Origin of the sequence: Kribbella steppae, from assembly GCF_004342025.1 — a bacterium.
GTDB classification, from domain to species: domain Bacteria; phylum Actinomycetota; class Actinomycetes; order Propionibacteriales; family Kribbellaceae; genus Kribbella; species Kribbella steppae.
The window spans coordinates 382,516-394,232 of record NZ_SLWN01000004.1 but is presented as its reverse complement, the minus strand read 5'-3'; the positions used below and the strand labels follow the sequence as shown (position 1 = coordinate 394,232).

General features: G+C 68.1%; 12 protein-coding genes. 7 read left to right on the top strand and 5 right to left on the bottom strand.

Annotated features, from left to right (window positions below; translation table 11 throughout):
• Positions 1-83: 83 nt before the first annotated feature.
• Positions 84-656, top strand: a complete 573-nt coding sequence (locus EV652_RS13890; protein ID WP_132209500.1) for a helix-turn-helix transcriptional regulator — start codon at positions 84-86, stop codon at positions 654-656.
• A 313-nt stretch (positions 657-969) separates the two neighbouring features.
• On the opposite strand, the gene EV652_RS13885 is transcribed toward EV652_RS13890, so the two are convergent.
• From EV652_RS13885 to EV652_RS13875, 3 genes are all read right to left on the bottom strand, one after another.
• Entirely contained in the window at positions 970-1,419 is a 450-nt protein-coding gene (locus tag EV652_RS13885) for a hypothetical protein (RefSeq protein WP_132209499.1), read from the bottom strand.
• A gap of 149 nt (positions 1,420-1,568) precedes the next feature.
• Positions 1,569-1,811, bottom strand: coding sequence for a DUF2188 domain-containing protein (locus EV652_RS13880; RefSeq protein WP_132209498.1), 243 nt, complete (start codon positions 1,809-1,811; stop codon positions 1,569-1,571).
• A 155-nt stretch (positions 1,812-1,966) separates the two neighbouring features.
• The gene (locus EV652_RS13875; RefSeq protein ID WP_132209497.1) at positions 1,967-3,475 is read right to left on the bottom strand and encodes a sulfatase family protein; all 1,509 of its coding nucleotides are present in this window, start codon (positions 3,473-3,475) and stop codon (positions 1,967-1,969) included.
• An 89-nt stretch (positions 3,476-3,564) separates the two neighbouring features.
• On the opposite strand from EV652_RS13875, the gene EV652_RS13870 reads away from it, so the two are divergent.
• The 5 genes from EV652_RS13870 to EV652_RS13850 all read left to right on the top strand — a co-directional run bounded on the left by EV652_RS13870 (position 3,565) and on the right by EV652_RS13850 (position 9,320).
• Positions 3,565-4,578 carry an acetylxylan esterase gene (locus EV652_RS13870; RefSeq protein ID WP_132209496.1) on the top strand — a complete coding sequence of 338 codons (1,014 nt, stop codon included), beginning with the start codon at positions 3,565-3,567 and terminating at the stop codon, positions 4,576-4,578.
• 107 nt (positions 4,579-4,685) lie between these two features.
• The gene (locus tag EV652_RS13865) at positions 4,686-5,111 is read left to right on the top strand and encodes a glyoxalase superfamily protein (protein ID WP_132209495.1); all 426 of its coding nucleotides are present in this window, start codon (positions 4,686-4,688) and stop codon (positions 5,109-5,111) included.
• Positions 5,112-5,229: 118 nt separating this feature from the next.
• The gene (locus tag EV652_RS13860; RefSeq protein ID WP_132209494.1) at positions 5,230-6,198 is read left to right on the top strand and encodes an RNA polymerase subunit sigma-70; all 969 of its coding nucleotides are present in this window, start codon (positions 5,230-5,232) and stop codon (positions 6,196-6,198) included.
• A gap of 9 nt (positions 6,199-6,207) precedes the next feature.
• Entirely contained in the window at positions 6,208-6,951 is a 744-nt protein-coding gene (locus EV652_RS13855; RefSeq protein WP_132209493.1) for a beta-phosphoglucomutase family hydrolase, read from the top strand.
• On the top strand, positions 6,948-9,320 hold the full coding sequence (locus tag EV652_RS13850; protein WP_132209492.1) for a glycoside hydrolase family 65 protein: 2,373 nt from the start codon (positions 6,948-6,950) through the stop codon (positions 9,318-9,320). The genes EV652_RS13855 and EV652_RS13850 overlap by 4 nt, the downstream gene beginning before the upstream one ends.
• Positions 9,321-9,371: 51 nt before the next feature.
• On the opposite strand, the gene EV652_RS13845 is transcribed toward EV652_RS13850, so the two are convergent.
• Together EV652_RS13845 and EV652_RS13840 are read right to left on the bottom strand one after the other, a co-directional pair.
• Positions 9,372-9,641, bottom strand: a complete 270-nt coding sequence (locus EV652_RS13845) for a GlsB/YeaQ/YmgE family stress response membrane protein (RefSeq protein WP_132209491.1) — start codon at positions 9,639-9,641, stop codon at positions 9,372-9,374.
• Positions 9,642-9,903: 262 nt separating this feature from the next.
• A complete protein-coding gene (locus tag EV652_RS13840) occupies positions 9,904-11,205 on the bottom strand; it encodes an NTP transferase domain-containing protein (RefSeq protein ID WP_132209490.1) in 1,302 nt (433 codons plus the stop codon).
• 54 nt (positions 11,206-11,259) lie between these two features.
• Between EV652_RS13840 and EV652_RS13835 the strand changes: the two genes are divergently transcribed.
• Positions 11,260-11,667: a hypothetical protein gene (locus tag EV652_RS13835; protein WP_132209489.1), complete on the top strand. Its 408-nt coding sequence runs from the start codon at positions 11,260-11,262 to the stop codon at positions 11,665-11,667.
• Positions 11,668-11,717: the final 50 nt, after the last annotated feature.

Here is an 11,717-nt window from a genome sequence, read left to right as displayed (position 1 = left end):
ACGATCCACAGATCGTCCGGCTGGACGGATTCGCCGACATCGACGCGGTACGCGACAGGCTGGTCGGGACCTGCCGTACGTCGTTGCGGTCGCTGCACAGCCATCTGCCGCACGGCGACCAGACCGCCTCGGCGCAGCGCACGGCGGAGCTGGTGACGCGGGGTATCCGGATGCAGACGGTCCGGCTCCGCAAGCGACTGCTCGGGCCGGAGGGTGCGTTGATGCGCGGGTACCTGCGAGCCGTTGTCGGTCTCGGTGAGGAGCTCAGGGCCGCGGAACAGCTGCCGATGACGCAGATGATGCTGGCCGATCGCTCGGCGGCCTTGATCCCGGTGCTCGGGACGCCGATGACCCAGGCGGCGCTGCTGATCCGGTCCGAAGAGTACGTGCGGCCGCTGGAGGCGGTGTTCCAGGCGACCTGGGAGCAGTCGGAGGCCGTCGACATCAGCGAGGCCGATCCGCTCGACCGGCTGGGGGAGCGGTCCCGGGAGGTTCTGGTGCTGCTCGCCGCAGGGCTGACGGACGAGGCGATCGCGCGCGAGCTCGGCGTCACCGACCGGACCGTGCGCCGGCAGGTCGCCGGCCTGTGCCGCAAGCTGCGGGTCGACTGCCGGTTCCAGCTCGGCCTCGAGGTCGCCCGCCGCGGCTGGCTCTGAACCCTCGGTCCGGGTCACGGCCTCGACGTCTATCACCGATGCTTGTCAGGCAAGTCCGAGGCGCTGTCGCCGAGGTTTGTCAGGCAAGTCCAGGTGCCATGCGCCGAGGTTTGTCAGGCAAGTCCAGGTGCCATGCGCCGAGGTTTGTCAGGCAAGTCCAGGTGCCATGCGCCGAGGTTTGTCAGGCAAGTGCTGGTGGCGTCGGCCATTGCTTGTCGGGCAAGTCCTGGTGTTGTCCGGCGATGCTTGTCAGACAAAGCTGGGGCCTGCCCGCCGATGTCGGCGGACAGGCCCGGGATGGTGTTGTCAGCTGTCAGGCAGTGCCGCGGTACCAGCGGGTGAAGCCCACGCCCTCGACCCAGACCCGTACCCAGACCGCGGTGCCCTCGGCGATGCTGAGGTCCTTGCCGTAGCAAGGCTTCGTCGCGCCGTTCCTGTCCTCCACCGTGGCCCGGATCTTGCCCGCCCAGTACGCCTGGCCCACGACCCGGCGGCCGTCCGCGCGACGGTCGCAGACGGCCAGGATCTCGTCGTACGCCTGGAACCCGGCGCAGCCCCGGATCGTGCCGCCGTACGCCTTGCACACCGTCACGTTCGCCCCTCGGGTCGCCGTCGGCGCCGTCTGTACGGCGGCCGCCTGAGTCTTGGTGGAACCGGACTCCTGCGCGGGTGCCGCCGAACTGACGGTTGGAGCCATCACGCCTGCCGACACCGCTGCGCCCAGTACGGCGATACCACGGACCATCGAACGCTGAATCCTCATGATCTCCCCTTGATCTTGTGCTTCGAAGGTTGTGCGAAGGAGTTCTCCTTGGCACGACCTACGCAACCGGATCCGGCGCCGGGGAGTGCGCAGATGTCCGGATCCGGAACCCTCCGGCCGGAGTCAGTGGGCGAGGCGATGTAGACGAGTCAGCAGGGGGAGGTGATGTAGAGGTTGACCTCGACGATGGTGCCGTCGGTGTCCCGGATGATGTGCCGCAGGCCGTTCCAGCGCGCGACTTCCACACCGACCGTGATCAGCCGGTCCCGCCGCGTTCCGGAAGCGAACGGCCGGGTGCAGTCACCGCGCCGCGTGTGCCACGAACCGTCGCGGTAGTACGTCTCGACCGCAGCGTCGACCTCGGACAGTGGGGCTTCAAGATGTCTGGGCATCGGCAACTCCGCGTTCTGATGACCGGCCACATACGCGACACTGCGATATTCCGATCCAATAACCGACAGGCTTGTAGAGGATCGAACCATCACTGCCCAGCCGCCGACAGGGCCGAAAGTCCCTCAGCCAAGGGACCCCCGGTCCCGACCGGCGTTCAGGCGTCTGAGCGGAGGGTTCTGGTGTAGGCGGCTACTGACTGGAGGGACTTCTCGTCGGCCCAGGACCAAGTGGGGCGTGGGGTTGTGGTGCCTTCGTAGGGGGTGTCGGCGTAGTGGCGTTGGAGGTCGGCCAGGCGGGTGGTGAGGGCGGCGCGGATCTCGGCGTACGACGGGTTGTCGGCGACGTTGACGAGTTCCTCCGGGTCGGTGCGGAGGTCGTAGAGCTCCCACTCGGGTTCGAAGAGGTGGTCCGACGAACCGGGTACGCCGAGGCCGGCGCCGTAGTAATGGATGAGCTTGAGATCCTTCGTCCGTACGCCGTAGTGCGCGGGTGCGTGGTGAATCGGGTCGTCGTGCTCCCAGTAGCGGTAGTACACGGCGTCGGGCCAGTCGTCGACCTGGTCGCCGCGCAGGAGCGGGAGGAAGCTGCGGCCCTGGGAGGTCGGCAACGCCGCGGCCGGGTCCAGGCCGGCCATGTCGAGGAAGGTCGCGGCGAAGTCGACGTTGGTGACCATCGCATCACAGCTACTTGCTGCTGGGATCGACGAAGGCCAGCGGATCAGCATCGGCATCTGCAGCGACTCGTCGAACATCAGCCGCTTGTCGAACCAGCCATGGTCACCGAGGAAGAAGCCCTGGTCGGAGGTGTAGACGACCACGGTCGATTCGGTCAGGCCCTCCTCGTCGAGGACGTCGAGCAACCGGCCTACGTTGTCGTCGATCGACTGAACACACTGCAGGTAGTCGCGCAGGTAGCGCTGGTACTTCCACCGCATGCGGTCCACCCGCCGCGACGGCCCACGCAGTTCAGCGGGCAGGTCCTCACCGAGCTCGTCCGAGCTGAGGTCGTCCGCGACGGACATCCGGACGCCACGGACGGCCTGGCTACGGGTGCTGTGATCATCGAAGAGCGTGCTCGGCTCCGGGATGGAACCGAGCGGGTAGAGCTCCTTGTGCTTCTCGTCCGGCACCCACGGCCGGTGCGGCGCCTTGTGATGCACCAGCAGCAGGAACGGCCGGTCCTGGTCGCGGTCCCGGATCCAGTCGATGCTCTGATCGGTGACGATGTCGGTGGCGTATCCGGGCACCGTCTCGGAGCCGTCCGGGCCGATCATGAGCGGGTCGACGTACTCCCCCTGACCGGGGAAGACCTTCCACGCGTCGAAGTGCCGCGGCGCCGCTTCGGGTCGTTCGCCGAGGTGCCACTTGCCGAACAACGCGGTCTGGTAGCCGGCGTCGTGCAGCACTTCGGCGAAGGTCGGGATGCGGTAGTCGATCTCGGTGAAGATCGAGGCGACCCCGTTGATGTGGCTGTAGGTGCCGGTCAGGATCGACGCCCGCGAGGGGGAGCAGATGGAGTTCGTGCAGTACGTCGCATCCATCCGGACACCCTGAGCGGCCAGCCGGTCCAGCTGCGGGGTCTCGTTGACCTTGCTCCCGTACGCCGAGATCGCGTGCGCAGCGTGGTCGTCGGACATGATGAAGACGATGTTGGGGGAGGACATACCTTCACCTCACCTTGTCCACAGCGGTGGTGTCCAGCATCGGACACAGCCGCTTCGGGGGCGTCGTCCCTGCTTTACATTGGTTGCTCATGGCCATGTTCGATCTTTCCCTCGACAAGCTCCGTGCGTACCGGCCCGAGGTGGCGGCCCCTGCCGACCTTGTCGATTTCTGGCGCCGATCCCTCGAGAAGGCGCGTGCCGACGACCTGTCCGCCACGTTCACCCCGATCGACAACAAGCTCGCCGTCGTCGACACCTACGACGTGACGTACGCGGGCTTCGGCGGTGCGCCGATCAAGGGCTGGCTGCACGTTCCGGCGGGTACGACGGGACCGCTGCCGACCGTCGTGCAGTACTTCGGCTACTCCGGCGGCCGCGGCTTCCCGCACACCACCAACCTGTGGGCGCAGGCCGGCTACGCCCACTTCCTGATGGACACCCGCGGTCAGGGCTACAGCAGCGGCAACCCGGGCGGCACCCCCGACGACAGCGCGTACGCCGGTCTGAACCACGCGCCGGGGTTCATGACCGCCGGCATCACCGACCCGGAGACCTACTACTACCGCCGCGTGTACGTCGACGCCGTCCGCGCACTCGAGGCGGCCCGGATGTCGCCGTTCGTGGATCCGGACCAGATCGTCGTCACCGGCGGCAGCCAGGGCGGCGGGATCTCGATCGCGGCCGCCGGGCTGGCCGGCCTGGCCGGGATCAACCTCCTCGGGTGTGCACCGGACGTTCCGTTCCTGTGCCACTTCGAGCGGGCCCTGCAGATCACCGACAAGGACCCGTACGGCGAGATCACCCGGTACCTGAAGGGGTTCCGGAACGAGGTCGAGACGGCGTACCGGACCCTGAGCTACTTCGACGGCGTCAACCTGGGCCGGCTGGCCACGGTGCCGGCGCTCTTCTCGGTCGCCCTGATGGACGCGATCTGCCCGCCGTCGACGGTCTTCGCGGCCTACAACGCCTACGGCGATGCGGCCGGCACCAACATCCAGAAGGACATCAAGGTCTACTCGCACAACGAGCACGAGGGCGGCCAGACCTACCAGCAGGATGCCCAGCTCGACTGGTTCGCCAACATTTTCCAGTCGCGGGCCTGATCCTGAACAGATCATCGATGGACCGATGAGTTTTGGCCGGCGCTGTCGTTTCACCATTCGACAGCGTCGGTCAGACTGTGACCGACCCGAACCGCGGGAGGCCGCAGATGGACTGGAAACTCGAACTCGTCATCGTCCCGGTGACGGACGTGGACCGGGCGAAGAAGTTCTACACCGACCAGCTCGGCTTCGCCGAGGACGTCGACCACAGCGCGGGTGACTCGTTCCGGGTGGTGCAGCTGACCCCGCCGGGTTCGGCCTGCTCGATCACGATCGGCACCGGCCTGACCACGGCCGCGCCGGGGTCGTACCAAGGCACGCACCTCGTGGTGAAGGACATCGAGGCGGCGCGGGCCGAGCTGGTCGAGCGGGGCGTCGAGGTCAGCGAGCCGTTCCACTTCACCGCCGAGGGGCAGCAGCCGGGCGTGGACCCGAACCGGGCCAAGTACGGCACGTACCTGACCTTCTCCGACCCCGACGGCAACGGCTGGACGGTACAGGAGGTCCCCGAGCCCACCCCCGATCGGCAGTGAGCGTGCTTTTGGCCGGGCCTTCGGCGCCGGCGGGGTCATGGGGCTTTGACTCCCTGCCTTCCCTCGTCACTCCGGTCGCTTCGCTCCCTGCGCTCCTCAGTCCAGGCCGGGAGGCCCCATGACCACGGTCGAGGAGGCGGCGTTCGCGGGTGATGAGGCCGCGTTCGCCGACCTCGCCGGACGGCACCGGCGCGAGTTGCACGTGCACTGCTACCGGATGCTGGCGTCCTTCGACGATGCGGAGGACGCCGTACAGGAGACGCTGCTGCGTGCCTGGCGCGGTCGGGACGGGTACGACGGCCGGACGTACTTCCGCGCCTGGCTCTACCGGATCGCGACCAACGTCTGCCTGGACGTGACCCGGCGGCTCGCCAGGCGGCAGGCCGCGTCACCGGGGGAGATGGTGTGGCTGCAGCCGTACCCGGACCAGTTGCTGGACGAGATCGCCCCACCCGCCGACCAGCCTGACGCGGTGGTCGTCGACCGGGAGACGATCGAGCTGGCCTTCCTGGTCGCGCTGCAATCGCTGCCGGCGCGGCAACGGGCCGCACTGATCGCCCGGGACGTGCTCGGCTGGTCGGCCAATGACACGGCAGCACTCCTCGAGACCAGCGTGGCCGCGGGCAACAGTGCGTTGCAACGGGCGCGGGCGACGATGCAGCAACGCTTGCCGGCCCGTCGTACCGACTGGTCTGCGCCGCGGCCGACCGCTGAAGAGCGGGAGTTGCTGGATCGGTTCATCGACGCGCACGAGCGGTGCGACACCGCGGCGGCCATCGCGATCGCTGCCGAGGACCTGCGCGTCTCGATGCCGCCGGACCAGCTGTCCTTCGTCGGGCTGACCGCGTGCGTGCCGCTGCTGGAACGCGCGTTCGGGCCGGATCGGGACGGCGACTGGCGGCTGGTGCCGACGTCGGCCAACCGGCTGCCGGCCGCGGCCACCTACCTACGCCGCCCGGGCGACACGGTGTTCCGGGCGTTCAAGCTCGACGTACTGCGCATCAACGACGGTGCGATCGCCGAAATCATCACATTCGGCTACTCGCGCTTCCCCGCGTTCGGCCTCCCGGACCACATGACGACCTAAGGTGGTGACATGCTGGGACTACCCGCGGGTATACGGGCCTGCTTGTTCGACCTGGATGGTGTCCTGACCGATACCGCCGCCGTTCACGCCGCCGCGTGGAAGGAGGTGTTCGACCAGTTCCTCCGCGACTATTCGGAGCAGCACGGGATCCCGTTCCGGCCGTTCGACGCTCGCGCGGAGTACGACGCCTACGTCGACGGCAAGCCGCGGGTCGACGGTGTCCGAGACTTCCTCACCTCGCGCGGGATCACGCTGCCGGACGGGACCTTGACGGATCCACCGACGGCGATGACAGTGAACGGCCTCGGCAACCGCAAGAACGAGGCCGTGCAGCGGCGGATCCGGACCGAAGGGGTTCGGGTCTTCGACGGCTCCCTGCGGTACCTGCAGGCCACGGAGCAGGCCGGGCTCCGGCGGGCGGTGGTGTCGTCGAGCGCGAACACTCGCGAGGTCCTGGACGTGACCGGACTCGCGCAGTACGTCGAGCTGGTCGTCGACGGTGTGACGATCCGCACCGATGGGCTGCGCGGGAAGCCCGCGCCGGACACGTTCCTGGCGGCGGCCAAGGGCTTAGGCGTCGATCCGTCCGAGGCGGCCGTGTTCGAGGACGCGCTGGCCGGGGTTCAGGCGGGCCGGGCCGGTCGTTTCGGTCACGTCGTCGGCGTGGATCGGGTCGGGCAGGCCGACCAACTCAAGGCGCATGGAGCGGACGTCGTCGTACGCGACCTGGCGGAACTTCTGGAGGACCGATGATCGACCGTGGGCACCACCCGATCGAGCCGTGGCGGTTGCGGGAGACCCGGCTCGCGCTCGACAAGCTGGCCCAGTCGGAGTCGCTGTTCGCGCTGTCGAACGGTCACATCGGGCTCCGCGGCAACCTCGACGAGGGCGAGCCGTACGCGATCCCGGGCACCTATCTGAACTCGTTCTACGAGCAGCGCCCACTCCCGTACGCCGAGGCCGGCTACGGCTATCCCGAGTCCGGCCAGACGCTCGTCGACGTCACCAACGGCAAGCTGATCCGGCTCCTGGTGGACGACTCGCCGTTCGACATCCGCTACGGCTACCTGAGCCGGCACGAACGGTCGCTCGACTTCCGCACCGGCACCCTCGAACGCGACGTGGACTGGACGTCGCCGGGCGGCAAGCGGATCAACGTTCGCAGCCGCCGCATGGTGTCGCTGACCCAGCGCGCAGTCGCCGCGATCGAGTACATCGTCGAGCCGGTCGACCAGCCGGCGCGGTTCGTGATCCAGTCCGAACTGGTCGCGAACGAGACCCAGCCGAAGCTGTCGGACGACCCACGCGTCGCGGCGGTGCTCGACAATCCGCTGAAGCCGGTCAGCCACGACGGCGGCGACAACGGGGTCGTGCTGATCCACCGGACCACGCGCAGCCGGCAGTTGATGGCCGCCGCGATGGTGCACGAGGTCCACACCTCGGCCCGCTACGCGATGGACCTCGACGTCCGGGAGGACTGGGCCCGCTCCACGGTGATCTGCCAGTTGCAGCCGGGGGAGAGCCTGCGGGTGGTGAAGTACCTGGCCTACGGCTGGTCGAGTCTTCGGACCGAGACGGCGATCCGGGACCAGGTCGCGGCCGCGCTGGCCAGCGCCCGCTTCTCCGGCTGGGAGGGGCTCATCAAGCAGCAGGCCGAATTCCTGGACGACTTCTGGGACGGCGCCGATGTGGAGGTGCACGGGCATCCGGAGCTGCAACAGGCGGTCCGGTTCGCGCTGTTCCACGTGCTGCAGGCCGGTGCCCGGGCCGAGCGCCGGGCGATCCCGTCGAAGGGTCTGACGGGTGCGGGCTACGACGGCCACACGTTCTGGGACACCGAGGGTTTCGTCCTGCCGGTGCTCAACTACACGCTGCCCGACGCGGCCGCCGACGCGCTCCGGTGGCGACACTCGATCCTCGACCAAGCTCGCGATCGGGCCGCCGTACTGGGTCTGCGCGGCGCCGCGTTCCCGTGGCGGACGATCCGCGGTCAGGAGTGCTCCGGATATTGGCCGGCCGGTACGGCGGCCTTCCACATCAACGCGGATATCGCCGAGGCGGTGATGAGGTACCACACCGCGACCGGGGACGACGAGTTGCTCGAGGAGGTCGGGCTGGAGTTGCTGGTCGAGACCGCGCGGCTGTGGATGTCGCTGGGTCACCACGACCGGCACGGCCGCTGGCACCTTCCTGGTGTCACCGGTCCGGACGAGTACAGCGCAGTTGCCGACGACAACGTCTTCACGAACCTGATGGCCGCGCGGAACCTGCGAGCGGCCGCGGCGACCGCGGTCAAGCACCCGGCCAAGGCCCGCGAGCTCGGCGTCGACAGCGAGGAGGAGGCATCCTGGCGGGACGCGGCGGCCGCCGTCCACGTGCCGTACGACGAGGACATCGGCGTACACCAGCAGTCAGAGGGATTCACCCGGTACGCCGAGTGGGACTTCGAGGCGTACAAGGGCAAGTACCCGCTGATGCTGCATGCGCCGTACTTCCAGCTCTATCGCAAGCAGGTGATCAAGCAGGCGGATCTGATGCTCGCGACGTACTGGTGTGGTGATGCGTTCACCGCGGAGGAGAAGGCGCGCAACTTCGACTACTACGAGCGGCTGACGGTGCGGGACTCGTCGTTGTCCGCCTGCGTCCAGGCCGTGATGGCGGCCGAGGTGGGCCATCTCGATCTCGCCTACGACTACGCCTACGAGGCGGCGCTGATCGACATGCGCAACCTGCACCACAACACCGGCGACGGCCTGCACATGGCCTCACTGGCCGGAGCCTGGACCGCGCTGGTGGCCGGGTTCGGCGGGCTCCGAGAGCTCGACGGCTGCCTGTGTTTCGACCCGGCGCTACCGCAAGGCATGTCCCAACTGGTCTTCTCGATCCGCTGGCGCGGCGCCCGGCTGAAGGTGGACATCAACGAACTCGAGGTGACCTACACGGTCCACAACGGTGCCGACAGCAGCGTCTCGTTCAAACACGTCGGCGAGTGGGTCACCGTCACCGAGGATAGCCCGGTGACCCGCTCGCTGAACAAGCGCACCCCGCTTCTGCCCCGTCCCTCGCAACCACCCGGCCGCGAGCCCCGCTCCGCCCTGGCCCAGAACGGCCTCGGCAGCTGACGGGGCCCAACGGCGGTTGGCTGATTGGTGGTGGGCTCAGTGGTGGTGGGCTCAGTTCTTGGTGATTGAGCGCTTGTTGCGGGCCGAGATGCTTTCGGCGGTGCCGACGAGCATGACCGAGGCGATGACGGCGACGATGAAGCCGAGGATGTTCAGCTCGAAGATGCCGCCGGTGCCGAGCAGGTTGGCGACGGTGCCGCCGATCACGGATCCGGCCAGGCCGAGCAGGAGCGTGGCCAGCAGGCCGAGTCGCTGCTTGCCCGGCGTGAAGAGGCGGGCGAGCCCACCGATGATGAGTCCGGCAACGATGAAGCCGATCATGTTCTGTCTTCCTCCGAGTGTGGACTGACTCCTTCCAGTGTGCGGTCCACCGGAGCGCAGCGGAGTCCACATTCACCCTGGTCGTACCCGGAGAAAGCTCTCAGGGATCATCGGTGGGCGAGGGCCAGGAAGAGCTTGGTGTTCTCCAGGAGTCGTGGTGCGCGCTCGAGCAGGTTGAGGATCCGGCTGCCCGCGCACCATCACCGCACCGCCCCCCGAACCCACGCCACATAGGTCCCCGCCCGCTAGCTACATCGGTGCCCTACCACGGAGCCTTACGCAGGGCGCGCAACAGCCGAACGACCCCACGGATCGCATCGAGGTTGGCAGCGATCGCGACCACGATCAGGCCCCACAGCGGGAAGCCGACGATCGCGGCTACCGCGAAGATCAACAGCCGGAACTCGCGCCGGAACAGCAGCCGTACGTCGGTGTCCCGGCCGACCGCATGGACGTAGGACACGAGCAGACAGCCGATCGCAGCGGCGAACCCCCAAGCCCACGCGGTCACAGTCGCACCGGTGGCGAGCACGAGCGCCAGTACGACGGCCAGATCGGCGTACCGATCCAGAAGTGTGTCCAAGGCCGCGCCACGCGGTGAGGCTCTCGCACTGATCCGGGCGAGCTCCCCGTCGACGCCGTCGAGTGCAGACCCAAGTACGACGCCCAGCCCGCCGGCAACCATCAGCCACGTCTCACCCGTCGCCACCAGACCCGCAGCCAAAAGCGTGACGGCAAAGGCCAGTGCGGTCGCCACATCAGGTGTGAGGCCAGTGCGCAGCAGTAAGCGTGTGAGCGGTCCGGAGATGCGTCGGTTGAGGACTCGGGCAATGACTCCGTCGGTCGGCTTGGGACCGTACCGACGCCACATGGAGCGTTCAAGCGCTCGAACGGTCTCCGGGACGTCCACGTCGGCCCACAGGCCTTGCACCTCCCGGGACTGCATCACGCACCCGTGGGCGAGCATCTGCTGCCGGAGCTCCAGCCACGACTCCCGCGCCCGGTAGTTCACCAACAGCACGTCCTGTACGTCGACCACGACCAGCCCCGCGTCGACAGCGTCGTACTCTTCGAGGTCGGGTCCAAGACCGGCCACCGACCCGTCGTCGTGCAGCCGGACCCGGTTGGGTCGCGTGTTGTTCAGGGCGATGGCGGGTTGGCCCGAGCGGTCTACGGCCGCGACGTTCCCGGAGGGTGTCTGAAGGAGTCGCCGGACGTCGTCCGCCTCGTGCACATGGTCACCCATCACCACCAGGCAGCGCCGGTCGCCGATCCTGCTGAGGCCGGTCAGCACTGAGGTCGCCGTACCGCTCTCCCAATCCGGGTTGACGACCACCTCCACCGGCAGGTCGCGGCTCTTGATCAGAGCCCTGACCTCCTCGGCGCGGTAGCCGAGCACGACGACGATCCGCTCGACCCCGGCCCGTCGCAGTACTCGGACCGAACGCTCCAGCAGGCTGATACCGCCGACGCGGCGAAGTGCTTTCGGATGAGTCGATCGCATCCGAAGGCCCCGGCCGGCCGCGAGCACCAGGGCCACCCGCACCGCATTCTGCTTGACCACAGCCAGCCTCCCCTCGCCCTACCCAGGATGCCTTAACCGCTACCCTGTGCGGTGATGAATGCGGCGCAAAGGCTGGTGCGCTCCCTCGTGATGCTGGGGGCGCTGCTCGGTGTGCTCGCACTGCACGGTCTGAGCTTCTCCTCGGAGGAGCCCGTGGCGGCCCCGGTGGCGCAGACCGCCACCGTTCTGCAGGTGGATCCGCATGGTGTGATCGAGCGGCTCGAACAGGTCGCCATGCTGGCGCCGGACACGTTCGCCGTCGATGCCCCGGACCATCACGTGCTGGTTCCGTGCCTGGCAATGGCGGGCTCACTGCTGTTGCTGCTGTGCGTCGGCCTGTTCCTGCGCCGCGAACGATTCGGCGAGGCGCCACGCCACGCGACCGTGACTCTCCTGCCACCACGCCGACGCGTGGTCAAAGTCGCACCCGATCTGGCCAGGCTCTGCATCTTGCGGACGTGATCGTCAGCTGCCATCACAGCTGATCTCACAATCCTCCGCGTCCGTGCAGC

What these genes read in the sequence shown, in the direction of transcription:
- EV652_RS13885 (WP_132209499.1), bottom strand. Translation starts at nt 1,419, where the DNA reads ATGAGGATTCAGCGTTCGATGGTCCGTGGTATCGCCGTACTGGGCGCA.
- EV652_RS13880 (WP_132209498.1), bottom strand. Translation starts at nt 1,811, where the DNA reads ATGCCCAGACATCTTGAAGCCCCACTGTCCGAGGTCGACGCTGCGGTC.
- EV652_RS13875 (WP_132209497.1), bottom strand. Translation starts at nt 3,475, where the DNA reads ATGTCCTCCCCCAACATCGTCTTCATCATGTCCGACGACCACGCTGCG.
- EV652_RS13870 (WP_132209496.1), top strand. Translation starts at nt 3,565, where the DNA reads ATGGCCATGTTCGATCTTTCCCTCGACAAGCTCCGTGCGTACCGGCCC.
- EV652_RS13865 (WP_132209495.1), top strand. Translation starts at nt 4,686, where the DNA reads ATGGACTGGAAACTCGAACTCGTCATCGTCCCGGTGACGGACGTGGAC.
- EV652_RS13860 (WP_132209494.1), top strand. Translation starts at nt 5,230, where the DNA reads ATGACCACGGTCGAGGAGGCGGCGTTCGCGGGTGATGAGGCCGCGTTC.
- EV652_RS13855 (WP_132209493.1), top strand. Translation starts at nt 6,208, where the DNA reads ATGCTGGGACTACCCGCGGGTATACGGGCCTGCTTGTTCGACCTGGAT.
- EV652_RS13850 (WP_132209492.1), top strand. Translation starts at nt 6,948, where the DNA reads ATGATCGACCGTGGGCACCACCCGATCGAGCCGTGGCGGTTGCGGGAG.
- EV652_RS13845 (WP_132209491.1), bottom strand. Translation starts at nt 9,641, where the DNA reads ATGATCGGCTTCATCGTTGCCGGACTCATCATCGGTGGGCTCGCCCGC.
- EV652_RS13835 (WP_132209489.1), top strand. Translation starts at nt 11,260, where the DNA reads ATGAATGCGGCGCAAAGGCTGGTGCGCTCCCTCGTGATGCTGGGGGCG.